Origin of the sequence: Clostridium sp. AF21-20LB (assembly GCF_003478795.1) — a bacterium.
GTDB classification, from domain to species: Bacteria; Bacillota; Clostridia; order Lachnospirales; family Lachnospiraceae; genus Otoolea; species Otoolea fessa.
In genome coordinates this window covers 1-23,987 of the sequence record NZ_QUGD01000029.1, presented here as the reverse complement: position 1 = coordinate 23,987, position 23,987 = coordinate 1, and the positions used below count along the sequence as shown (strand labels likewise).

Genomic DNA, 23,987 nt, shown 5'->3' with positions numbered 1-23,987 from the left:
ATTCATTTTATTTCACGATTTTTCGTTCCCCGAAGATACACCAGCCAGTACCCGCCTCCAATCACCAGCATCCCGCCGATCATATTTCCGATCGTAGCCGGAATCAGATTATTGAGAATAAAGGTTCCGATCGTCAGCCCTTCCGCTGCCAGACCGTACTCGCCCATGATCATCAGCCCCGCCGGGATGTAAAACATATTGGCGATGCAATGCTCGAAGCCGCAGAGAATGAAAATCGCCACCGGCGGATAAAGCGCCAGAATTTTGCCCGATACCTGCTCGGAGCTCATCGCCGCCCAGACTGCAATACAAACCAGCACATTACAGAGGACCGCACGGCACAGCACCTCCGGCAGAGTCAGGGTCACCTTGGAAACGGCTGTATTCAGAAGAACCTGCGCCAGATCGCCACCGTACAGGCTTGGAATATGCCCGTAGACAAATAAAACCGCCACAAAGATCGCGCCAATCAGATTTCCCAGATAGACAAACAGAAGATTTTTAAACAGCCAGCCCACGGAAATCCGTTTCTGCAGCGCCGAGATCGTCATCAGGCAGTTCCCAGTGAAAAGTTCCGCCCCGGTGCAGACCACCAGCGCCAATCCTGCCGGGAATACAAGTGCCGAAGCAATCCGCGATGCCGAGGCATTTGTCATTGCTGCCGAGGCAACCGAAGCCCCCGCGCCTGCCAGCGCGATAAACATTCCGGCGAAAAAGCGAGTATCAGCATATGAGACACCGGAAGTTCCGCCTTTTTTCTGCCCGTCTCCACATAATTTTCTGCAATCTGTTTCGATGCAATCATAGATTTTCCTCCCATCAGCCTTTCTATGTCCGAAATTCATTTTTCAAATTCTTCCTTTTATCTTCTGAATTTCCGAACCTGCCACATCGTTTTATAACCTTTCCTTCCATTTCAAACAGAAAAAGACGGTTTTCGTCCGATCTTTCTGTTCTATCCCTTTAAAATCTTTGACAAACAACCGTCTTTTCTATTATTTCTATATCATTTCTGATGTCGTCTTATCATCTCAAGCCGCCATCTGACATCACCTATCAAGGGCTTCCCTTATTATTTCATGTGACTACTTTTTGCAGCCCTCCCACAAATCCTATAAGTTCCCCTTCATTTTCCTACCGTTCCTCCCGGAAATAATTCTCGCCCAGATGCGCCGGGATATGTGCCCCTTTATTCTTACGCATCGACGCGATCACCAGCACCAATGCGGTGATAATGAACGGAAGGGCATCGAAAAATGCCGTTGGAATCGCATACGTGTTTTTCGGCACATAGTATTTCAGCACGCGCAGCGCCCCGAAAATAAAGGAACCGTAAATAACATTGATCGGCTTCCACGCCGCGAAGATAACGAGGGCAACGGAAATCCAGCCAAGACCACCGACGCTGTCGCGCAGCCACACGCCGCCGTTGATGATCATCGAACAATACGCGCCGCCGATACCGCAGATCGCACCGGATAGCAGGATATTAATGTATCTCCACTTTGTAACTTCGATACCTGCCGCATCTGCTGCGCCCGGATTTTCTCCGATCGCCTGCACATTTAAACCAACCTGTGTTTTATATAAGTAGAAACTCGCCACAATCGCGATGATGATTCCAAGATAAACGAACGGGTTATAGGAAAATAATAATTCTCCGACCACTGGCAGATCACTGAGTCCCGGGATGTGGATGTTACGCATCTGTGCCGTCACCGCATCCGGAAGTTTCAGGGTGCCGTTCTCTGATTTTTCCAGCATAAAGACACCGATAAAATTGGCTAATCCGACGCCGAAAATCGTCAGGGTCAATCCCGTTACGTTCTGATTTGCCATAAATGTGACAGTCAAAACACCGTAAATCAATGCCGACAGCATTCCAGCCACCGCCGCAGCTAACAGCGCCGCAACAAAGTTATCCGTCTGATAGCCGACCATGAATCCGGCGCACGCGCCAATCGACATCATGCCCTCGACGCCCAGATTCAGGTGTCCGACCTTCTCACTCAAAATTTCGCCAACCGTGCCAAACAGGAAAGGCGTACCCGCCAATACAGCCGCCACCAGAAATTTAATTACGATCTCGCTGCTCATGCGCGTGTACCTCCTTTTCCGCGAAATACAAATTGATACCGTATAAACAGTTCACATCCCAGAATGAAGAACAGGATGATTCCCTGCAGCACATCCGCGCAGTCCGAGGACAATCCGAATGAAGACTGAACTACGCTGCTTCCTTTTTCCAGCACGCTGAACAAAAAGGTAACCAGCAGAATCACCGGCGGATTCAACTGTGCCAGCCATGCCACGATGATCGCCGTAAATCCGACACCTCCGGCAACTGCCGTCGTCAGCGTGACATCCGAACCGGTCGCCTGCACCATGCCGCCGATGCCGCAGACAGCGCCGGACAGAAACATCGTCCGCAGAACCACTTTTTTTACATTCATGCCGGCATAGCGGGCTGTCTCCTGGCTCTCTCCCACGACGCTGATCTCATATCCCTGCTTGGAACGATTTAAGTAAACCGCTATCACTACCACAAGAATCAGCGCAATCACCCAGCCGAACTGGATGCCGAACACCTTATCGAGCGCCGCATTCTTATTGAAACGGGCAATCTTCGCATATCCCTGGGAACCTGGGTCGCGCCATGCGCCCTCTCTCAAAAATACGATGACATTCAGCGCGATATAGTTTAACATCAGCGTAAACAGCGTCTCGTTCGTATCATACCGGGTCTTAAACCACGCCGGAATGAGTCCCCACAGACCTCCGCCGATCGCGCCTGCCAGAAACATCACGATCACCAGCAGCCAGTGATTCCAGTTCGCATGGAACAGTGCAAAATACGAGGCAAAAATACCGCCCATAATGATCTGTCCCTCGGCTCCGATGTTCCAGAATTTCATTTTAAATGCCAGCGTCACGCCCAGCGACGCAATTAAAAGTGGAATCATGATTTTGACCGTTGCCTGTATCGCCATCTCGCTTCGCAGCGCTCCGGTTACAATCGTCTGATAAATGACAAATGGATTCTGCCCAATCAGCAGGATAAAGAATCCGCCTGCCACCAGAGCCAGCACGATCGCCTCCAGACGGAGGATCAATGTTTCTCTTTTTCCAAGTTCCGCCTTTTTTACAACGCGGATCCACGGTTCTTTCATGCCTGTTCCTCCTTCTTTTCGGATGCCATACTCTTATCCAGCCCCAGCTCGCCCGCCTCGGTACCGGTCATCATCAGTCCCAGCTGTTCTTTCGTGAGCTTCTTCGCATCCACGATACCCGTGATCTTTCCATGGCAGAGTACCATGATCCGGTCTGAAAGCTCCAGAAGCACATCCAGATCCTCGCCGATATAGACAACCGCCACGCCCTTTTTCTTCTGCTGGTTCAGGAGGTCGTAAATCAGATAGGAAGAATTAATATCAAGCCCTCGCACCGGGTAAGCCGTGATCAGCACCTGCGGGCTCGACTCAATCTCACGTCCCAAAAGTACCTTCTGGACATTGCCCCCCGACATCATACGCACCGGCGTATCAACGCCCGGCGTCACGATTCCCAGTTCTCCGATCAGGCGTTCTGCCATCTCCCTCGCCGGTTTCCGGTCTACAAACAATCCTTTCCCTTCCGAATAGGACTTGAGCAGCATATTATCAACCATACCCATTGAAGCAACCAGTCCCATGCCGAGACGATCCTCCGGCACGAAACTCATGCTGATTCCGAGGCGGATGATCTCCGCCGGAGTCTTACCAATGATATTTTCCTTACGGTACAAAATAGCGCCCTTTTTCGCGTCCATCAACCCGGTCAGCGTCTCGCAGAGTTCTTTCTGGCCGCTTCCGGCAACACCGGCAACGCCCAGAATCTCGCCTGTTTTAATCTCAAAAGAAATATCATCCAGCGCCACGCCGCCGTCACTCTTATCGACGGTCAGATCGACAATCTTCAAAATAGTCTCTCTCTTCTCCATCTCCGGGCGCTCGATATTCAGGCTGATTGGTCGTCCAACCATAAGCTCCGTAAGTTTCTTCTCATCACATCCGGCAGTTTCCACCGTCTCGATGCTCTTTCCTTTTCGCAGAATCGTGACACGGTCACTGATAGAAAGGACCTCATTTAATTTATGGGTAATAATAATAATCGCACAGCCCTGTTCCCGCATCCGGCGCAGGATTTTAAACAGCCGCTCCGTCTCCTGCGGCGTCAGGACTGCCGTCGGCTCGTCCAGAATCAGGATCTGGGCGCCTCTATATAATACCTTCAGGATCTCGACCGTCTGCTTCTCGCTGACCGACATGTCGTAGACCTTTTTCTCCGGTTCAATTTCAAGTCCAAATGACTGTCCAAGCGCTTCAATTTTTTCCCGCAACGCCTTTCTTCCCAGCCGTTTTCCCTTGGTTCCCAGCACGATATTATCCATCGCACTGAACACATCCACCAGTTTGAAATGCTGATGAATCATACCTATTCCTAAATTTCTCGAATCTACCGGCGAATTTATGGAGACTTCTTTTCCTCCAACCAGAATCGAACCGGCATCTGGGTGGTAGATACCGGAAAGCATGTTCATGAGCGTTGTCTTACCGGAACCATTTTCTCCCAAAAGTGCCATAATCTCGCCGTACCGGACGGTCAGATCAATCTTATCGTTCGCCACGACGCTTCCGAATGCTTTCGTGATCTGCCTACACTCAATGGCATACTGTTCTGTCATATCGTCACCTCAAATGAATATTTAACCAATTTTTTAATCAATTTTCTAAAAAAGAAAAAAGAGGTGCCGCAAATGAAAGTGGATCCATTTGAAGCTGCCTCCTTTTATCTGTTATATACTCTTGGAATCTGCAACACCCGGAAGCGTTTCCGAACCTGTTTCAGCATCGCTTCCAAGTATATAATTCCGTGATTATTTCTCTACGATGTTCTTGAAGTACCAGTGGATATTGCCTGTGATATCTGCATCAGACATATGCTCGCCCTCGGTGCCAACGGTGGTTCCGTCGTTGCACTCGATCACGCCGTCAAATACATCCCAGTCGCCAGACTCGATCTTCGCACGTGCCTCGTCGATCTTCTCCTGCGTACCATCTACGCACAGGTCAGATAACGGGGAAATGTCTACCAGACCTTCCTCCAGACCGCCGAAGTAGTTCTCGCCTGTCCATGTACCATCAATCAGATCCTGTACAGCTTTGGTATAGTAAGCGCCCCAGTTCCAAACGGTGGAGGTCAGAACTGCCTTCGGAGCATCCTTGCTCATATCAGAGTTGTAACCAACACCAAATACGCCAGCTTCCTCAGCTGCCAGCTGCGGGTTCGGTGTATCGCAGTGCTGTCCAATGACATCACAGCCCTCGTTGATCAGGGCTACGGCTGCCTGTTTCTCACCTTCCGGATCGTACCAGCTGTTGGTGGTCTTGATGTAAACGGTTGCATCCGGGTTTACAGAATATACACCCATTGCAAATGCGTCACATCCGCCGGTAACCTCGGCATTGTCCTTGCCCCAGGCGCCGACATAACCGATCTTATTGCTCTCTGTCTTTAAACCAGCCGCGATACCAGTGAGGTAACGGGACTGATAAATCCGTCCAAAATAATTGTTAAAGTTCACACCGTTGGATTTGTAGCCAGTTGCATGGGAGAAGATAACGTCCGGATATTCTTCTGCCAGTGCCTCGCATGCATCCATGTAGCCCCAGCTTGTCGCGAAGATAATCTGGCATCCTTCCTCGACACACTCGCGCATTGCTGTCTCGATGGCAGTCTGATCATCGTCCGCTACGTTGTTCTTGCGGATAATCTGATCATCCTCCAGACCAACGGCTTTCTGCATCGCTACGATACCCTGATCATGCGTATAGCTGTAACCGGAACCATCCGCCGGATTTCCAATATGAATCACTCCGACCTTCAGATCCTCTTTAGCAACTGCCGGCATCACGCCCTCTGCTGCCTCGCCTGCTTCTGTGTCTGCCGCGTCAGCTCCCTTTTCCTCCGCTGCCTTCGTATCTGCTGTATCAGAAGACGAAGAAGAACAGCCTGCACACAGGGACAGCGCCATGGCAGCGCTCAGTAACACGCTTACTACTTTTCTCATAACATTTCCTCCTAAGAATGCCTGCGAATGCGGTTCTCTCCCTTTCTCATCGTTTGTCAGAATTCCCTCGCGGAACTTGAAATCCGAAAATAAAACCGCATTCCCGAAAATTTGGATCGATACAGGAAATATTATTGCATATTTACAGACGATTTTCAAGGAATTTGCCTGATTTTTACTGTGATATTTATTAATCTCTTTTCATAAGTTTTACTTATTTCTTTTTCTCTCCTGTAATCCCCCGATATGCAGGAAGGGAACACCGGAGGAATCAGCTGCCAGCATCTTTTTTCGACGCAGACAACACAAAAACAGGCACCAGACATTTCCTTTCAAAATGCCTGATACCTGCTCTGCTCACTGTAACTGATTTCTCTTATAACTTCGGCAAACACGTAACCGTCCACCTTGATAATACACGGCTCCGTTTTAGCCTCTGCCTCGCCAGTTTCTTTCTTCTCTTCCAGAATCTTCATAAACTCCTCACCGGTGATCGTCTCCTTATCCAGAAGATAGTCTGCCAGCTCATGAAGCTTATCCTCATGCCCGGAAAGAATAGCTTTCGCTTTCTCATACGCGCTCTTTACCAGCGCAATCACTTCCTCATCGACCCTCGCCGCCGTCTCTGCCGAACAAGCCAGGGAAGTATCGCCACCTAAATAGGCGTTGTTGACCGTCTCGAGCGCTACCATGCCGAAATGGTCACTCATGCCGTAACGCGTCACCATCGCACGGGCGATCTTGGTTGCCTGTTCGATATCATTCGAAGCCCCAGTCGTGATAGAATGGAAGATCAGCTCCTCCGCCGCACGGCCGCCGGTCAGTGTCACGATCTTGTTGAACGCCTCTTCCCTGCTCATCAGGAAGCGCTGATCTGCCTCCACCTGCATCGTATATCCGAGTGCCCCGGAGGTTCGCGGCACAATCGTAATCTTGTGGACCGGAGCCGAGTGCGTCTGCAGCGCCGCTACCAGCGCATGACCGATCTCATGGTAGGAGACAATCTTCTTCTCATCCCCGGAAACACCGGCATCCTTCTTCTGATATCCGGCAATAACCGTCTCGACACTCTCTTCCAGATCCTGCTGGGACACGGTCTTTCGTCCCATCCGGACTGCCCGCAGCGCCGCCTCATTGACAATGTTTGCCAGCTCCGCGCCGCTCGCACCGTTGGTGGCACGGGCGATCTCATTGTAATCCACACTCTCATCCACTTTAACCTTTTTGCCATGGACTTTCAGAATTGCCTCACGGCCTTTCAGATCCGGCAGCTCTACCGGAATCCGGCGGTCAAAACGTCCCGGACGAAGCAGCGCCGGATCGAGGGATTCCGGACGGTTGGTCGCCGCCAGAATGACAACACCCTTCTTGCCGTCAAAACCATCCATCTCAGTCAGAAGCTGGTTCAGCGTCTGCTCGCGCTCGTCATTGCCGCCCATGCCGGCGCCGTCACGCTTCTTACCAATCGTATCGATCTCGTCGATAAATACGATACACGGCGCTTTTTCATTGGCCTGTTTAAATAAATCACGCACCTTCGCCGCACCCATGCCGACAAACATCTCAACAAATTCCGAACCGGAGATCGAGAAGAACGGAACGTGTGCTTCCCCGGCAACGGCCTTCGCCAGCATCGTTTTACCGGTTCCTGGAGGTCCGACTAACAGGGCGCCCTTCGGCAGCACCGCACCGATCTCCGAGTATTTTTCCGGCTTATGCAGGAAATCGACAATCTCTTTTAATGCATCCTTCGCCTCTTCCTCGCCAGCCACATCTGCAAATGTGATACCCGTCTCGGATTCTGCATAAATCTTCGCATTCGACTTGCCAAACGTCATTGCGTTGCCAGGTCCGCCACCCATTCGTTTCATCAGCGAGCGTCCCATGAACTGTCCGATTCCCACAAAGAGAATCAGCGGCAGGATCCAGGTCAGCAGGAAATTCAGCAGCGGTGACGCCTGTGTGTTGATCTCCGCACTGTATTTCACATCCTTACCATCCAGCAGATCATACAGGTTGACACCCGGAATCTCGCCGGTTTTGTAGGTGACATTCCACGCTGTGTTTTTATTGTCATTTTTCAGCGTATAAACGATCTCATTGTTCGTCGTCACATACACTTCATCGACATTATCTTCCTTCAACTGATCGCTGAACTGGTCAAACCGCACCTGCTGCGTCCGATCCATCATAGATGGAAAGAGGAAAATATTTAACAGCATGACAATCAGCATAACCAATCCATAATAATATAAAAATGATTTTCTGGGCGGCTGCTTTCCACCGCCGTTCGTGTTCTCTACCATAGATTGTTCTCCTTATTGTGAGTCTGTGACAGATGGTTTCTGTGTTTCTGTCACATCGTTTCGTGATACATTAACATATACAGCATTCTTTGTTATTTGTCAATCCACAATAGTAAATATTTATTTACTTTTTATATTTGTTGACCTTTTTGTCTGGATATGCTAGAGTACAAGTAAATTGATGTTTCCTTGTTTGCAATTTATGTTTGTGAAATGGACCGCATTTTATTACTTTGATATTTAAATTTGGAGGTTTTCCTATGAATCCAGGCAAAAAAAATTCAAATCTTTTAAAAAACACCGGTATCCACTTCCTGGAGTTTGCACTCGGCTTTCTCTCCCTGGCGAAATGCCACTACCAGCCAAGCCATGATATGAAAGTCAACTCGCTCCCTTTTTTCGCCCTGATCGCGCTCGACAGCTGGGCAGATCAGGACTATACCATGTCTGAGCTGGCGGACAAGCTGAGTATCACAAAGCAGCAGCTCTCCCATATGATCAAGGTTCTTGAGGAACGCGGTCTGGTCGAGCGGATCCATGATACAGCCAACCGCCGCCGCGTCTACATCCGCATCTGCGATTCCGGCCGTGAGATGATGAACCAGATGAAGCAGGAAATGCTGTCTTCCACCCTGTTTGGGCTGCGCGCTTACACCCCGGAAGAACTGGCATCGATGGACGAGTGCCTGTGCCGCCTGATGGAATTAATGAAGAAATTCAACTGTGAAACCGATGAACCTGCGAAGAATGTATCCGTATGATAAAGACACCGGAGACACTTTTTTCTCCGCTTTCTTTTAAATCCTGTATAATTGACTTTTGTAACGTCCAGCAGCATTCCGGATTGATTTCTCTGCCATTTCATCCTTTCATCCGTTCCGGTGTGTTCCACGCCTCGGCAGAGTTTTCTTTCTGTGCCAATGGACGTTTCTCAATGATACAGAAAGAAGGTTCCTACATATTATGCCACAAATGATAGAAAATCATATTTTTCCACACGCTACTCATAGCAAGCACACTCTCCCCCTCTCATCCAGGCAAACTTCTGCTGCCATTCCACGCCTTTCCGGTCAAACGCGTGCTGCCACACCTGCAAGAGCCCAAAAGGCTGCGGACGAATTTGCCCGCTACCTGCTCACGCGCAACCTTGCCGATGAGACACTCCGCGCTTACACTTATGCGGTACGGCAGTATTTTACCTATTACCGTGACATTACTTACCCCAATTTAAAGCTATACAAAATCTTTCTGCTCGAGCACTACAAGCCGCAGACCATCAACCAGCGGATCCGGGCTTTGAATGCCTACCTGGATTTTAAAAAGCTCTATCCCGGGCATCTTCCCATGGTAAAAATCCAGCAGAAAACCTATCTGGATCACATGATCAGCGAGGCGGATTATGAATACCTGAAACGCTGCCTGCTTCGGGATGAACGGTACACTTACTATTTTCTCATCCGTTTCATGGCGGCAACCGGCGTCCGGGTCAGCGAGGTGATTCAGTTCCAGGCAGAAGATATTTTCTCCGGCTATAAGGACATCTATTCCAAAGGAAATAAAGTCCGGCGCATCTACATCCCACAGTCACTCCGAACCGATACCCTCAAATGGCTTTCCTTTCTCCACAAATCCCACGGTCCCATCTTCCTCAACCGCTTCGGTTCCCCCATCTCTCCAGGCGGCATCCGCAGCCAGCTCAAAACCATCGCCCTCTCCTACCACATGACACCGGAAATGGTACATCCGCATGCATTCCGCCACCGGTTTGCCAAGAGTTTTATCGAAAAATGCGGCGATATTTCCCTGCTCTCCGATCTGCTTGGACACAAAAATCTCGAAACAACCCGGATTTACCTGCGTCGTTCCAGCAGCGAGCAGTATGAGATTGTCAACCGGGTAGTCACCTGGTAGAGAGGAGTAAATGAAGCACATATGAATTTTGAAACACTTATTTCCGACTTTGGCGTTTACCTTGAACAACAGGGGCACGCCGCCAGCACCATCCGGGTCTACAGCTGTTCCATCCGGCTGTTTTTTTCGCATTATAACAGCCTTTCGGTCGAGTACCTGCAGTCGTACCGGCGCTGGCTGCTGGAATGTTATAAGCCATCAACAGTGAATACGCGGATTCTGGGGATGAACCGTTTTCTCGATTTTATGCAAAACAGTGGATTGTTGGATAATGAAAAGGCGAATTTTCAATCACCCATATCCGCCCCCACAGATTCACTCCGCATCACTCCCACGGGTCACTACCGCCTGCGCCCCATACGGGAGCAGAAGCACACCTACCTTGATACAGTGATCTCCCAAAAAGATTACGACCGGCTCAAACGGCGGCTAAAAAAGGATGAAAATTACTTCTGGTATTTCATCGTGCGTTTTCTCGCCTCCACCGGCGCGCGCGTCAGTGAACTGCGCCAGATCAAAATGGAGGATCTGCAGCTTGGCTATCTCGATCTCTACTCCAAAGGCGGCAAGATACGGCGGTTGTTCTTCCCCCGCTCCCTATGCGGGGAAGCAATCCCCTACTTTGCCTCCCGCGGCATCGACAGCGGCTTTCTCTTCCTGACCCGCCGCCGCACCTGCATCTCCGCACGCGCCATCGAGATGCAGTTAAAAAAATCGCAAAGCGCTACCGCATCAATCCGGCAACAATGTACCCGCATTCTTTCCGGCACCGCTACGCCATCAATTTTTTGAAACGGTTCAATGACATTTCCCTGCTGGCGGATCTTTTAGGGCACGATAGCATCGAAACAACCCGGATTTACCTGATGAAATCGAGTCAGGAACAGCAGACGGTGATTGACCGGGTGGTGACGTGGTAGGCACAGGCGTGTGAAAACCATAAAAGGGGAAAGAACTGCCATTTTCCACAATTCTTTCCCCTTTATTATAGATTTATTTTTTCTCTGCCTCCACAATCACGAGCTCATATGGCAGTGCTTCCTCAGCGCTATCGGTTCTAATGTTTTCACCCGACCGTTCTACCGCATTCTTTTTTTTCTTCTGCTTCCCACTGTCCAGCTTTGTCTCAACATTCTGTTCCGCCTTCTTTTCAGAATCTTCCTCCTTTTCTGCTGTTCTACTAATAAGACGATGGGAAATTTCATTTGGTTTTACATATTTGCAATTTTTTTTAACAACTTTTCTTTCCAAATAAACATTTTTCAAAACGGAAGTTAGAAGAACCAGATGGATAATAGAAAACACATAAAGATATTACAGGCATAAAAAAAGCCCGGCAGAAAGAAAATGTTCTATGACATTCTCTCCCTACCGGACTTTTCCTAATATTAAATTTCCTTACAGCACCTTACTCAAAAATGCCTTCAATCTTTCGCTCTTTGGATGCTCAAAGAACTCCTTCGGTTCGTTTTCTTCGATGAAGTTGCCGCCCTCCATGAACATGACGCGGGTTGCCACCTCGCGGGCGAAGCCCATCTCATGGGTAACCACGACCATCGTCATGTGTTCCTCGGCAAGCTGACGCATTACGTTTAATACCTCGCCTACCATCTCCGGGTCAAGCGCAGAGGTTGGCTCGTCAAAGAGCATCACATCCGGATGCATTGCCAGTGCGCGTACGATCGCCACACGCTGTTTCTGACCGCCGGAGAGCTGTCCCGGATAGGCGGATGCCTTTTCCTTTAATCCGACACGCTCCAGAAGTTTCAATGCCTCCGTCTCCGCCTCGTCCTTCGGGCGTCCGAGCAGTTTCATCGGTGCCAGCGTCATATTATCAAGAATCGTCATATGCGGGAACAGGTTGAACTGCTGGAATACCATTCCCATTTTCTGACGGAGTTTGTCAATGTTTGTCTTCGGATCCGTGATATCCGTTCCCTCAAAATAGATGTGTCCGCCGGTCGGTGTTTCCAGCAGGTTCATGCAGCGCAGAAATGTGGATTTACCGGAACCGGATGGTCCGATCACGCAGACAACATCCCCCTTGCGTATCTGGGTGGAAATATTCGTCAGGACCTTTAAATCACCGAACGCCTTGGAAAGGTCATTAATGTCAATTATCACTTCTCCGTTTTGTACGTTATCGTTCATTCTTTCTCAGGCTCCTTTCCAGATTCTGTGCAAAGTGGTTGAAGATCATCGTCAGCGCCAGATAAACAGCAGCCACGATCAGAAGCGGTGTCCACGCGTCATACGTTCTGGAACGGATGATATCACCGCCCTTCGTCAGATCCTGCACCGCCACGTAACCGGCTACCGAAGTCTCTTTCAGAAGAACAACAAACTCATTGCAGAGCGCCGGAAGTACGTTTTTAAACGCCTGCGGCATAATAATATAACGCATCGTCTGGACATAGTTAAAACCAAGGCTTCGACCTGCCTCCATCTGTCCCTCGTCGATCGACATGATACCGGAACGGAAGATCTCCGCTACATATGCCGCCGAGTTAAGACCAAACGCGATCACACCGACAAAGACGCCGGCAAATACACGCGATACAAAAATACAGTAATAGAAAATCATCAACTGGATGACAACCGGCGTTCCCCGGATGACCGTCAGATATACCTGGCAGACACCATTTAAAAATTTCATTTTACCGGTTTTGTCGTGAGTCGCACGGACAATCGCAATCAGCAGACCAAGGGCAATGCCGATCAGGGTTGCAAATAACGTGATGATCAGGGTATTTTTCAGGCCCCCTGTCAAATACTGCCACCTGTCATCCTTGATCAGGTTTAAATATAAGGCCTGCTTGAGTTTCTCCAATCCGTTTTCCTCCTTGTAAGATGATATAGACCCGAAAAAGGGCTGCTGCCGAATTTCATCTTTTTCATTCTGCAGCAACCTTTTTCTTAATCAAACAGATGTAGCTTTTTCTGTCAAATTATTCAGCGGTAATGTATTTTGCAACGATCTCGTCCAGTTTTCCAGACTCTTTCAGGTTTGCGATGGATGCGTTGATAGCGTCCAGAAGCTCTGTATTGCCCTTCTTAACTGCGATTGCGTACTCTTCTTCTGCGTACGGTGTTTCCAGAAGCTTTAAGCCGTCATTCTCGTCTACAAATACCTGTGCCGGTTTGTTGTCAATGATAACTGCATCGATCTTGCCAGTGGACAGTGCCTGTACTGCATCTGCGCCCTTGGAAAATCTCTGTACACTCTCCTCGCCGAAATCATCGGTGGAGTAAAGGTCACCGGTGGTACCCTGCTGAACACCGATCTGTTTGCCCTTTAAATCATCCAGGGATTTGATGTCGCTGTCCTCGGTTACGATAACAGACTGAACGCCGGTTGCGTAAGTGTCAGAGAAATCCACCTGGGTCTGACGATCCTCGGTAACAGTCATGCCTGCTGCTGCGAAATCAGCTTTGCCAGACTGAACCTCCGGGATGATAGAATCGAATGCTACGTCGGTGATTTCCAGAGATGCTCCCATATCCTCGCAGATAGCGTTTGCAATATCTACGTCGATACCTACGATATCATTTCCATCGTGGTACTCATACGGTGCGAACTCAGCGTTGGTGGACATAACCAGAGTCTTTCCTGCAAATGCGCTGTCGCCAGCCTCTGCTGCCTCGCTGCCCTCTGCTGCCTCTGCGGTTGTCTCCTCATTCTCCTCTGCGGCTGCGGTTGTCTCTGCCGGTTTGGAAGAGCATGCTGCTAACGATGCTGCCATAGCAGTTGCCATAGCGATTGCTGCTAATTTCTTTTTCATAATAAATTCCTCCTCATTTCTATTCGCTGCTTTTGTATTTTTATGCAGTAAATACGAATATTCTTACTTTTATTACTGTATCTAGGAATACATTATACCGCATTTTTATAAATAATCAAGCCTGAATTCCTGTTTTTTACAGGGTTTGTATGATTATGCATTCTTTTCCAATTTGTACGGTTCCAGTTACGGACAGATCTTGTTGTTAATTCTTGGCACGGGAGTTTAATAGTTGCATAATCAGGTTAGTGAAATTTTGAAAGTAAATGAAAGCAGATGACAGCTCGAAGAATGTTTCCGGTTTCCGAACGGATTATCAATCATAACGAACAGTAAAATGAGAACAATTCCAAAAATGGACAAGGAAGAAAAAAATACTATAGTCTGCAACAGCAACAAAAATCGCTGCACCCCAGCAAATACAAGGGTTACAGCGATTTTATTTTCACTCAACTGCCAAAGACTGGATATATATTTTTTTCAATAATCCAAATTTTTGTTTTTTCTGTGTTTCCTGTTTTCAAACTTCACGTTCTCTCCACAGGCAATATCATTTACTTAGAGAATTTCTTTGAAAAAAATTTTCTTTTTTCTACCAATAACTCAACAAGCACTTGACAACACCTTGATAGTTCAGCGCCTCAGCTAAAAAAAACGCATAAAAGCAATCCATTCGTTATAATAGCGTTGACTAGAAACTATAAAACAAGCCCGGCAACCAGTTGATACGACAGGAACAAACGATACCAGCAGCAAAATAGGTAATGCACCAAAAAGCAAAAATGGAAGAATAGGTTTAATAAGTTTATGAATCGGAACATCACAAACTCTGGAACATGCCATCAGACAAGTAGCCATTGGCGGTGTAATTGAGCCAATACCGATCGAAACAAAAACGATTACTGCTAACTGAATTGTATCAATCCCACATGCAGTAGCAATCGGTGTAAGAAGCGGCACCAGCGTCAAAATAATAACATTTCCATCCAAGAAAAAACCTATAAAAAACAGCAGAAGATCTATTAACAGGATAAGACCAATACGATTATTGGTAATTCCCAACATTAACTCTGCCACCAACTCAGGAATATGGTTAAGTGTCATCAAGCGACTGAAAATCAAAGTCATTGGAAACATTATAACCAATGCCGAAACATCCTTGACTCCCTTAGAAAAAACGCCCATCAATTGAACCAGAGAAAGCTTTTTATAAACTACCACTCCCATGATCGCTCCATATAAACAGGTAATTGCACCTGCTTCTGTCGCTGTAAAAATGCCGCCATAGATACCTCCTAACACAATTACCGGCATTAAAACTGCTACAACAAGCTCTAAAAAAAATCTATTCCGGCTTATAGTCTCACGCGCATTTTTTTCTGATTCTTCTTTAGGCTCATTATCTTCAGTACATGCAGAAACGGATGCAACTGTTTTACCCGCATATTCTGGATGATAATATTTTATATAAATAATCCGATTAATGATCAAATAGAGCCCTGCCCATATTAATCCCGGCACAATCGTAGCCATAAATAAAGCACCAACCGATGCCGAGGACACGGATGCAAAAATAATAGCATTTACATTTGGTGGAATCATAAAGCCAAAAGGACTGGAAGCTGCAATTAATGCCGCTAAATATGCTTTATCATATCCTTTCTTTTCCAATTCTGGCACCATAGCTGTTGACAGTGTATTAGCCGTTGCCAATGCCGAACCGCAAAGGGCTCCAAAAAAGCAGGAAACTACTGGAATTGTGGCCGTCAATCCTCCCTTTACATTATGTAGCATCTTATCCGCTACCCGAATCAGCACATTTGCAATTCCGCTTCGCTCAATCAAAGAACCTCCTACTATAAAAAGCGGAATCGCCAACATAGAAATAGAGTTCAAAATGTAAAACGCATTCGTTGCAAACGTTCCTGTACTTCCAAGCCCCATATATGCCACAAAAAAGGAGCCGCCCAAAAATGCTAACGGAACTGCAACGCCGGAAAAAATCATGAGTAAAATTAATACTGCAGCTATTCCAAATATCATAATGTGCGTAACCTCCTTATAGATTTACAAACATTCACCACATAATAAACCATCATCCCCAAAGCTCCTAAAAATACAGAAGCATATACCCACCACATGCTAAATCCAACAGCTGGAGACACCGTATTACGTTCAATATGTGTCATCATTAAATTAAATGTTAATGGCATAAATAATCCACATATTATAGTAGAAATAATCAAACTAAACAAATGAAGTGCTTCTTTTGACTTTTCCGTCTTACACAGATTCAAGAAGAAATCGACTTTTAGCATATTGTCATCACGCACAACCAGTATTACTCCAAGCCATACAAATACAATAAATAGAATTGTTGGCAATTCCTCATAGCCGTGCATATTAATATTAAATACCCAACGACTGAAGATTGTCAGATTAACCATAATCATCATCACAATCAACAAAATACCCGCTAAATTTCCAACCACAAATTCAACTATATGATCTAATTTTTTTAAAAATTTCACCACGTTCCTCCTCTCTTTAACGGTAAATAAAAAAGCAGGGGATACTACAAACATAGATATCAATCCACTTGCAGCATCCCCCATACCATTAATAATTAAACAGCTCAGATACCTGATTGTATAATTCTTCTCCAATCAGTTCTCTCCACTTATCCGACAGAGAAGCCGCATACTCTTTCCATTGATTCAATTCCTCATCTGTTGGCTGATAATATGTAATTCCTTTTTCATCAAAGAATTTTTCTGCGTCTGCTTTCATATCTTTATAAGATTCATATTCAGCCTCTGAACACGCCCAGGCAGCATCCACAAATATCTTTTGATCCTCTTCGCTATACTGATTAAACTTATCTAAATTCATCATCAAACTATACGAAGTCCACTGAGCTCCAACATATGAATAAAATGGTGCTACTTCATAATAATTTTCAATAATATATGAAGGTATCTGCTGATCCGTAGCCGTAATCAAACCATTCTGCAGCGATGTATATAACTCTCCGTATGGCATAATTGCGATATTTCCCAAACCGCCATAAAATTCGTTAACAATAGCATCTTCATATGTTCGAAACGTTTCATTCGCCAGATCCTTCGGCACTTTAATCAATTTATCTGTCGAAAAGATGTGGCGCTGTAAGCCACTGTTTTGTGCCAAAAGTTTAATTCCATTTTCTTCATAAAGCTTTGTATTAATAGCAAATCCTTCTGCATTCGGATTAGCAAGCTTTTCCCTCACTGTGTCTAAATCAGGTAATAAAAATGGAATTCTTTGCCATGCAAATCTCTTATCTACATTAGACATTCCGGCACCAAAGTTAAAATCCGTCTCCCCATCCTGAATCATCTGAAAGGATTCCGCATCGCTGGCATAACTGGAATACCAATAAATATCTACTACATAACGGCCATTACTATTTTTCTCCACCTCTTCTTTAAATTTCAGTAGTCCATCAGCAGGATTATAATCCGGGGCAACCTCTGGATCTAACGCTGATGTTGTCAAAACAAGATGAGTTGCATCTGAATCTGCTTTCGTAGTTTCTTCCGCTTTATCGCTCTGCAGTGCAACTGTATTATTACCTCCACATCCAACTATAGTTAATGCCATCATTGCTGCCATTGTCGTTGCAATTAATTTTTTCATTGTACTCCTCCTTTTTCAACATCCACCATATTCTTTTTCTGCTCGTTCCTGGCTGATCAAGCCATCTTTCACATCACACTTTAATGCTTTTTTATCTCTCTCAAGCGGATTACCCCAACCTCCGCCGCCACTTGTCTGAATATAGAGTCTATCTTTCTTATAAAAACGCACCCTTGCTTTCGAGGCAAATGTTCTTCCGTTCCATCAGCTCTATTTACTGTAAAACGAGCTCCTAATGCTGCTTTTCCACCATTCAATCCCCACGGTGCCGTATTAACACGATCAGAGGCAATAAAGCAGTCCACCTCATCTGTCTGGAATTCCAGGACTCGCTCAATTCCAAATCCACCCCTGTGCTTACCAGGTCCTTCAGAATTTGGAGCTAAACCATATCGTATTACCTTAACCGGCATGATTCTTTCAAGAACTTCTACTGGTGTATTTCTGGTATTAGTCATATGCGTATTAACTCCACTGGTTCCATCTTGATCGCACATTCCACCATATCCTCCTCCAACAGTTTCACCATTAGCAAAGAACGAATGTGTTTCTGGATTATAACCACCCAGCTGAATTCCATTCATAGATCCACAAGCAGCCGCACATACTTTTTCTGGAACCACTTGAGCCAGTGCACCAAGCAGTACATCTACCAAACGCTGACACGTAATAGAATTTCCAGAACCGGTAGCTGCTGGATATACCGCATTTACCAAGGAACCTTCCGGTGTTATAACCTCAAAGCGGCGATATGTTCCAGAATTCGGTGGAATCGTGGGATCCGTCACTGCTCGAACAACATAATAAATGCAAGCCAACGCCATCGGACGAACACAATTCAAAGGTCCTCTTACCTGAGGGCATGTTCCCGTAAAATCAATTTTAATATGTGGACCTCCTGTAGTAATTGTTACCTTGATTTTTAATGGCTCTGTTGTAGTAATTCCATCTCCCTCTAAGAAATCCTCAAATTCAAATGTCCCTTTCGGAAGTTTTTCTAACTCTGCTCCCATTCGCCGGTCACAGTAGTTCTCTAACTCTGCAATTGCCTCAAGAACTACTTCTACGCCCATCTCATCACATAATTCCTCAAACCGCTTTTCTCCTACATTATTTGCTGCAATCTGAGCCATCAAATCTCCACTACTTTCGTATTTTGTTCGGATATTAGAGCGAAACATAGCAAAAATCTCAGGATCTACTTTTCCTTCTTTTTTTATCTTTACTGGTGGGAAGCAAATCCCTTCATGGAAAATTTCCGTTGCATCTGGTGTTAACGAACCCGGAACCTTTCCTCCCACATCTACATGATGCGCCAGATTTCCTACAAAAGCTACTAGCTCTCCTTTAAAAAAGATCGGAGAAAAGATAATAATATCTGGCAAATGAGTTCCACCAATGAATGGATCATTGTGCATGATAGCATCTCCAGGTTTCAGTTCTTTTTTGTTAATATGCTTTAAAGCTCCCTTTACTCCCCAAGGCAACACTCCTGAATGAACAGGTATATGCTCTGCCTGTGCAATCGTCTCTCCATTTACATCAAATAACGCACACGAACAATCTCTTCTATCTTTAATATTTGTGGAATAGGCTGTCCGAATTAATGCTGCTCCCATCTCTTCTGTAATTGCAAAAAAGCGATTCCGCATAACTTCCAATGTGATTGCATCCATCTTTTCATTCCTCCTTTTAGTTCTCTTCTAATGCTTCCATCTTCCCAGTCTCATGATTTGCAATCTTCACAACCAAATTCATTCTCTCATCTACTGTCACCTTATCGCCAGGCCCTACTACGGACGTAGCTCCTGTTTCCTCTATGATTGCCGGACCGATAAAGCTGTTACCTGCTTTTAAAGCATCTCGCTTATATACGGCTGTATCCAGCCACTCTCCCATAAAATAAGCTTTTCGAATTTCTTCTGGTTTTGGAAGTTCCTTGCTAATTTCTCCTTTTGAATACAAGTTACTTTTGTCCATTTCCCCAACTACAGAAAGACGCAAACTAACCAACTCCATGGGATCATTCTTCTTAAATCCATAAGAACGCTCATGTGCATCACTGAAATCATTCACAAGCTTATCCCAAACCAGCTGATTCACCGGGCTATTGGGTACCGAAATCGTTAATTCGTAGGCCTGACCAAAATAACGGATATCTATTTTTCTCTCAAAACTTACGCTACTCTCTGATACGCCATCTCGAGCCATTTCTTTTCTTGCTTCAGCCTCTAATTTTTCAAATTTTTCTTCCATATGGTCGAAAGAAACATCTTTTTCATGTTTATGATACGTGCATACTTCATCATATCTAATTGGTGCAACTAATAATCCAAAAGCAGAAAAGTTTCCAGGTGCGATAGGAATAACAACTGTTCCTATATCCAGAGTTCTTGCCAGTTCAACCGCATGAAGTGCTCCCGCTCCTCCATATGGCAGAAGCACAAACTTTCTCGGATCGATTCCTCTTTCTACCGTCATAACTCTAATTGCTCTGACCATGTTGGAATTCGCTACACGAAGAATTCCCTCTGCTACTTCCTCCACTGTCATATTTAATTTTACGGCCAATTTTTCTTCTATCGCTTTCCGTGCAGCCGCCACATCCAGGTGCATTTTTCCACCTAGCAATTTTTCACCCACACGACCTAACACAGCATGAGCATCTGTTACTGTTGGTTCTGTTCCTCCTTTGCTATAACAAACCGGTCCCGGTACTGCTCCTGCACTGCGAGGACCAACCCGAAGCGCTCCGCCAGCATCCAGCCATGCTATAGAGCCTCCTCCTGCTCCAATCGTAGTAATATCTATATGTGGGAATTTTACCGGAAATCCCTCAATCACTCCTTCACCTGTGATACCAATAGAACCATTCTGCACAATTCCTACATCAAATGACGTTCCTCCAAGATCTCCAGTAATAATATTATGATAATCCGTAATCTTGGAAAGAAATTCGGCAGCCAAAACACCTCCAGCCGGACCAGATAATAACGTATTCACACTCTTCTGAGCTGCAATCTGATCGGTCATCATACCTCCAGAAGATTGCATAATAGTCAATGGAGAATTAATCCCATTTTCATCTAATCGTCTACGCAACTGGGATACATATTTCTGCATTCTTGGCTGAACATATGCATTCATAACGGTTGTATTCATTCGTTCAAATTCACGAAACTCCGGCAAAATTTCACTAGATACAGACACTGGAAAATCTGGTGCGATTTCACGAATAACTTCCAACGCTTTTTTCTCATTTTCATCATTCGCATAAGAATGAAGAAAACAGATTGCAATGGATTCCGCTCCCTCTTCCATTAATTCATGAATCGTTTTCTTTAATTCCTCCATATCCAACTGCACCAATACAGTTCCCGTATAATCCATTCTTTCGTCTGCCTCCCGACGAAGATATCGGGGAATTAATGAAGCTGGTTTTCTAGCATGTAAATCATAAAGTTCTGGTCTGCTCTGGCGACCAATATCTAAAACATCTCTAAATCCTTTTGTTGTTATTAATGCTGTTACAGCGCCGTTTCGTTCCAAAAGTGTATTTGTAGCCACTGTCGTTCCATGTGCAACACCCGTCACACAATCTGGTGCTACTCCCAACTCTTCTAAAAGTGCTCTAATTCCGTTCAGAACACCTATACTTTGATCTTCAGGTGTAGAAGGCGTTTTTGCAAAATACACCTTACCATCTTCATTTATTCCGACTACATCGGTAAACGTTCCTCCTACATCTACACCTAATTTCAATTTAGCCATTTTTCATCCTCCTTTATCTCTATCCCTGGTAATAATTTACTTTCGGCATATATTTACTTCCTAGCATCTTATGAAATTCTGGGTATCTTGATTGTTCCGGGTGACGTCCTTTCTTTTCTGTTACATCATTAGCCAGCCATTGTAATGGAATAATGTAAAATAATGGAGTTAAAATTTCATCCATTCCTCCTGGAAGCGAGATAAAACGACCTTTTATTTCAATCTCTTTTTCAAAGCCCTCGTAACCAATAACTGTCACGTGATCCGAATGCTCCTGAGCAAATTGAATCATTCTCTTTATTCGCTCTACTCCAGGTCCCTCGTTTACCAAAAAAATCAAATATGACCACTTTTCAAGACAATGATACGGACCATGCATGTACTCTTCCACATCATATACCTCTACCGGGATTCGCACTCCTTCTAATACCTTAAGAGCCCCTTCTTTAGCTGCAGCTGTTAAAGTACCACCTCCGATAATTGTCACAGATGGAGCAGATTTATACTCCTCCGCAAAATCTTCAATTTCTTCAGATGTACATCTCAAACTTTGCTCCATCCATTTTGGAACTAACGAAATGTCTAATTCCTTACCGGCTAATCCCGCAGCATATAAATACAACATTGCTATAGTCGAAGTAAATCCCTTCGTTTTGGCCCCTACCAGTTCTTCTCCTGTACATGTATCCAAAATCGCCTCAGCACTTTTTCCGCCAGGATTATCAGGCTCGGCTGTTACCATAACGGTTCTAGCCCCATACTCTCTTCCTTTTTCCAAACAATGTATCGTCCCAATACTACGTGCCGTCTGTGAAATTCCTAAAATCAGCGTTTTCTCATCTAGTCGATAATGTGGATAGTAATACAAAAAATCAAATGGGGTAAACACCTGAACCTCTGCATTGAACCATTTTGTAAATGCATATTTAGCCGCAATTGCTGTATGAAGTGAGGTTCCAGAACCAATTAAATAGATTTTATCAAATGGACCTTTTCCCACTATAGAATACACACTATCACACACTTTTTCTGCATTTTGGCAAACTCTTCTAATTGTGTCTGGCTGTTCCAATATACAGCTCTTCATGGTTTGCTTCATTCTATGTATGCCTCCCAACTCTTGTATTTTTCTCTATTTTATTTTTTTACCTGTATATCCTGCTCTTCGATTTTTTTTGAAGCAAAATTAATTGCTCCTAGAGCTCCTGCTTTTCCTCCCAAGTTTGCCAAACAAATATCCGCCTGAATTGGCGTAAGCCTGCCAACCTCCTCTCGAATCCGCTGAATCACAGATCCCATAGAATCAGAAACTCCACCGCCTATTACAACCTTCTCTGGATTTAAAAGACTAATCGTATTGGCTATCGCAACTGAAAAATCACGAACAAATTTGTCTATTACCGGTATTACTGAGGCATCTCCTCGGCTATATGCTGTAAATAATGCTTCTGCCGAACCAACAATTTGATCCAGTGCCGAGCCAGAACATTTTTTTTCTAAAATTCCCTGTTGTCCTAATTTATTAATTTCCCCTTTTTCCACATCAGAACTTTCTAAATAATATCCTAATTCTCCTGCTCTTCCTTGAGCCCCCAATACCAACTGTCCACCACATACTAATGCTCCGCCAATACCTGTTCCCAATGCAATAAACAACATATCATCCGTCTGTTCACCTGAACCTATCCAACGTTCACCTAATGCTGCCAGATTCACATCATTTCCGACATACACTGGAAATGAAAAATATTCATTCATTAAACTTTGCAAAGGAAATTGATTCCACGATAATGCTTTGGCACGCACCACTGTTCCATCTGAATCCACCGTTCCCGGGACTCCAATTCCCATGCCAAATATCATTTCTCGTTTAATTCCTGCTGCTTCTAATGACTCCTCTACAATCTGGACTAATTCCTCAAACTGATTTTTGGTTGGTATTTTTTTTTCGTACACAATATTACCCACCAAATCTGTTATCAAAAACAAAAGTTTTGTTCCGCCAATATCCATGCCAATACAATACGCAGATTTTGGATTAAATCCCAACATAGTAGATGGGCGTCCAACCCCTGATGGAGACATACAGTCTCCATACTCAACTAGGAGCTTTTTCTTAATTAATTCATCTACAATCGCACTAACTGTTGTTTTACTTAAATTTAATGCCTTTGATATCTGTGCACGGCTAATCGGCTGTTTCTCCTTGACCATATTCAGAATCAATGTCCGATTAATTTTTCGTATTAATTCTAAATGCCCTAAATTTCCATTCTTCTCCATATTACACCCCTTACTCACTTAATTAGTTCAGTGCACTTACTAATTCTTTTAAAAATTACCTCTCGTATTAAGCAAGAGGATTTATATATAAAATACACTTTTATTATTCTGTTTTCAATAGGATTTTTCAACAAATATCTTTATATT

General features: G+C 45.2%; 21 protein-coding genes. 4 read left to right on the top strand and 17 right to left on the bottom strand.

The features are described from left to right. Positions 1–2: 2 nt before the first annotated feature. From DWX76_RS12075 to ftsH, 6 genes are all read right to left on the bottom strand, one after another. Positions 3–845, bottom strand: a complete 843-nt coding sequence (locus tag DWX76_RS12075) for a formate/nitrite transporter family protein (RefSeq protein ID WP_118570767.1) — start codon at positions 843–845, stop codon at positions 3–5. Between the two features lie 289 nt (positions 846–1,134). Further along, on the bottom strand, positions 1,135–2,097 hold the full coding sequence (locus DWX76_RS12070; RefSeq protein ID WP_022360158.1) for an ABC transporter permease: 963 nt from the start codon (positions 2,095–2,097) through the stop codon (positions 1,135–1,137). Further along, positions 2,094–3,170: an ABC transporter permease gene (locus DWX76_RS12065; RefSeq protein WP_022360157.1), complete on the bottom strand. Its 1,077-nt coding sequence runs from the start codon at positions 3,168–3,170 to the stop codon at positions 2,094–2,096. The genes DWX76_RS12070 and DWX76_RS12065 overlap by 4 nt, the downstream gene beginning before the upstream one ends. Continuing rightward, positions 3,167–4,723 (bottom strand): ABC transporter ATP-binding protein, encoded by a 1,557-nt coding sequence (locus DWX76_RS12060; protein WP_107000563.1) that lies wholly within the window; start codon positions 4,721–4,723, stop codon positions 3,167–3,169. Before DWX76_RS12060 ends, DWX76_RS12065 begins: the two co-directional genes overlap by 4 nt. 192 nt (positions 4,724–4,915) lie before the next feature. Then, positions 4,916–6,109: a BMP family ABC transporter substrate-binding protein gene (locus DWX76_RS12055; RefSeq protein ID WP_107000564.1), complete on the bottom strand. Its 1,194-nt coding sequence runs from the start codon at positions 6,107–6,109 to the stop codon at positions 4,916–4,918. Positions 6,110–6,441: 332 nt separating this feature from the next. Next, positions 6,442–8,415 carry an ATP-dependent zinc metalloprotease FtsH gene (gene ftsH, locus DWX76_RS12050; protein ID WP_118570766.1) on the bottom strand — a complete coding sequence of 658 codons (1,974 nt, stop codon included), beginning with the start codon at positions 8,413–8,415 and terminating at the stop codon, positions 6,442–6,444. Positions 8,416–8,675: 260 nt separating this feature from the next. Between ftsH and DWX76_RS12045 the strand changes: the two genes are divergently transcribed. The 4 genes from DWX76_RS12045 to DWX76_RS15195 all read left to right on the top strand — a co-directional run bounded on the left by DWX76_RS12045 (position 8,676) and on the right by DWX76_RS15195 (position 11,246). Next, positions 8,676–9,176, top strand: a complete 501-nt coding sequence (locus DWX76_RS12045) for a MarR family winged helix-turn-helix transcriptional regulator (RefSeq protein ID WP_107000566.1) — start codon at positions 8,676–8,678, stop codon at positions 9,174–9,176. A 202-nt stretch (positions 9,177–9,378) separates the two neighbouring features. Further along, on the top strand, positions 9,379–10,326 hold the full coding sequence (locus tag DWX76_RS12035) for a tyrosine-type recombinase/integrase (protein WP_243022567.1): 948 nt from the start codon (positions 9,379–9,381) through the stop codon (positions 10,324–10,326). Between the two features lie 21 nt (positions 10,327–10,347). Beyond that, positions 10,348–11,118, top strand: a complete 771-nt coding sequence (locus DWX76_RS12030; protein ID WP_412694067.1) for an integrase — start codon at positions 10,348–10,350, stop codon at positions 11,116–11,118. After that, a complete protein-coding gene (locus DWX76_RS15195) occupies positions 11,073–11,246 on the top strand; it encodes a tyrosine-type recombinase/integrase (RefSeq protein ID WP_412694066.1) in 174 nt (57 codons plus the stop codon). Before DWX76_RS12030 ends, DWX76_RS15195 begins: the two co-directional genes overlap by 46 nt. A 73-nt stretch (positions 11,247–11,319) precedes the next feature. Here the strand turns inward: DWX76_RS15195 and DWX76_RS12025 are convergent, their stop codons facing one another. From DWX76_RS12025 to DWX76_RS11975, 11 genes are all read right to left on the bottom strand, one after another. Continuing rightward, positions 11,320–11,592: a hypothetical protein gene (locus DWX76_RS12025; protein ID WP_147353864.1), complete on the bottom strand. Its 273-nt coding sequence runs from the start codon at positions 11,590–11,592 to the stop codon at positions 11,320–11,322. Positions 11,593–11,724: 132 nt separating this feature from the next. After that, entirely contained in the window at positions 11,725–12,477 is a 753-nt protein-coding gene (locus tag DWX76_RS12020) for an amino acid ABC transporter ATP-binding protein (protein ID WP_022360149.1), read from the bottom strand. Further along, positions 12,467–13,156 (bottom strand): amino acid ABC transporter permease, encoded by a 690-nt coding sequence (locus DWX76_RS12015; RefSeq protein WP_022360148.1) that lies wholly within the window; start codon positions 13,154–13,156, stop codon positions 12,467–12,469. Before DWX76_RS12015 ends, DWX76_RS12020 begins: the two co-directional genes overlap by 11 nt. A gap of 118 nt (positions 13,157–13,274) precedes the next feature. Further along, positions 13,275–14,108, bottom strand: a complete 834-nt coding sequence (locus DWX76_RS12010) for a basic amino acid ABC transporter substrate-binding protein (RefSeq protein WP_118524506.1) — start codon at positions 14,106–14,108, stop codon at positions 13,275–13,277. 645 nt (positions 14,109–14,753) lie between these two features. Beyond that, entirely contained in the window at positions 14,754–16,151 is a 1,398-nt protein-coding gene (locus DWX76_RS12005; RefSeq protein WP_118491651.1) for a TRAP transporter large permease, read from the bottom strand. Beyond that, the gene (locus tag DWX76_RS12000; RefSeq protein WP_117796217.1) at positions 16,148–16,774 is read right to left on the bottom strand and encodes a TRAP transporter small permease; all 627 of its coding nucleotides are present in this window, start codon (positions 16,772–16,774) and stop codon (positions 16,148–16,150) included. The genes DWX76_RS12005 and DWX76_RS12000 overlap by 4 nt, the downstream gene beginning before the upstream one ends. Next, entirely contained in the window at positions 16,728–17,786 is a 1,059-nt protein-coding gene (locus tag DWX76_RS11995) for a TRAP transporter substrate-binding protein (protein ID WP_118538162.1), read from the bottom strand. Before DWX76_RS11995 ends, DWX76_RS12000 begins: the two co-directional genes overlap by 47 nt. An 80-nt stretch (positions 17,787–17,866) precedes the next feature. Continuing rightward, positions 17,867–19,462, bottom strand: coding sequence for a hydantoinase B/oxoprolinase family protein (locus DWX76_RS11990; protein WP_118491657.1), 1,596 nt, complete (start codon positions 19,460–19,462; stop codon positions 17,867–17,869). A 16-nt stretch (positions 19,463–19,478) separates the two neighbouring features. Beyond that, positions 19,479–21,557, bottom strand: a complete 2,079-nt coding sequence (locus tag DWX76_RS11985; protein ID WP_118468272.1) for a hydantoinase/oxoprolinase family protein — start codon at positions 21,555–21,557, stop codon at positions 19,479–19,481. Between the two features lie 19 nt (positions 21,558–21,576). Then, entirely contained in the window at positions 21,577–22,656 is a 1,080-nt protein-coding gene (locus DWX76_RS11980) for an SIS domain-containing protein (protein ID WP_118468274.1), read from the bottom strand. A gap of 38 nt (positions 22,657–22,694) precedes the next feature. After that, complete coding sequence (locus DWX76_RS11975; RefSeq protein WP_117796220.1) at positions 22,695–23,840, bottom strand: ROK family transcriptional regulator; 1,146 nt, start codon at positions 23,838–23,840, stop codon at positions 22,695–22,697. Positions 23,841–23,987: the final 147 nt, after the last annotated feature.

Bases quoted from the DNA above. Each gene is read 5' to 3' on its own strand.
- DWX76_RS12055 (WP_107000564.1), bottom strand. From the start codon at position 6,109: ATGAGAAAAGTAGTAAGCGTGTTACTGAGCGCTGCCATGGCGCTGTCC.
- DWX76_RS12075 (WP_118570767.1), bottom strand. From the start codon at position 845: ATGAATTTCGGACATAGAAAGGCTGATGGGAGGAAAATCTATGATTGC.
- DWX76_RS15195 (WP_412694066.1), top strand. From the start codon at position 11,073: ATGTACCCGCATTCTTTCCGGCACCGCTACGCCATCAATTTTTTGAAA.
- DWX76_RS12070 (WP_022360158.1), bottom strand. From the start codon at position 2,097: ATGAGCAGCGAGATCGTAATTAAATTTCTGGTGGCGGCTGTATTGGCG.
- DWX76_RS11995 (WP_118538162.1), bottom strand. From the start codon at position 17,786: ATGAAAAAATTAATTGCAACGACAATGGCAGCAATGATGGCATTAACT.
- DWX76_RS11975 (WP_117796220.1), bottom strand. From the start codon at position 23,840: ATGGAGAAGAATGGAAATTTAGGGCATTTAGAATTAATACGAAAAATT.
- DWX76_RS11990 (WP_118491657.1), bottom strand. From the start codon at position 19,462: ATGGATGCAATCACATTGGAAGTTATGCGGAATCGCTTTTTTGCAATT.
- DWX76_RS12010 (WP_118524506.1), bottom strand. From the start codon at position 14,108: ATGAAAAAGAAATTAGCAGCAATCGCTATGGCAACTGCTATGGCAGCA.
- DWX76_RS12060 (WP_107000563.1), bottom strand. From the start codon at position 4,723: ATGACAGAACAGTATGCCATTGAGTGTAGGCAGATCACGAAAGCATTC.
- DWX76_RS12045 (WP_107000566.1), top strand. From the start codon at position 8,676: ATGAATCCAGGCAAAAAAAATTCAAATCTTTTAAAAAACACCGGTATC.
- DWX76_RS12030 (WP_412694067.1), top strand. From the start codon at position 10,348: ATGAATTTTGAAACACTTATTTCCGACTTTGGCGTTTACCTTGAACAA.
- DWX76_RS11985 (WP_118468272.1), bottom strand. From the start codon at position 21,557: ATGGCTAAATTGAAATTAGGTGTAGATGTAGGAGGAACGTTTACCGAT.
- DWX76_RS12035 (WP_243022567.1), top strand. From the start codon at position 9,379: ATGCCACAAATGATAGAAAATCATATTTTTCCACACGCTACTCATAGC.
- DWX76_RS12065 (WP_022360157.1), bottom strand. From the start codon at position 3,170: ATGAAAGAACCGTGGATCCGCGTTGTAAAAAAGGCGGAACTTGGAAAA.
- ftsH (WP_118570766.1), bottom strand. From the start codon at position 8,415: ATGGTAGAGAACACGAACGGCGGTGGAAAGCAGCCGCCCAGAAAATCA.
- DWX76_RS11980 (WP_118468274.1), bottom strand. From the start codon at position 22,656: ATGAAGCAAACCATGAAGAGCTGTATATTGGAACAGCCAGACACAATT.
- DWX76_RS12005 (WP_118491651.1), bottom strand. From the start codon at position 16,151: ATGATATTTGGAATAGCTGCAGTATTAATTTTACTCATGATTTTTTCC.
- DWX76_RS12020 (WP_022360149.1), bottom strand. From the start codon at position 12,477: ATGAACGATAACGTACAAAACGGAGAAGTGATAATTGACATTAATGAC.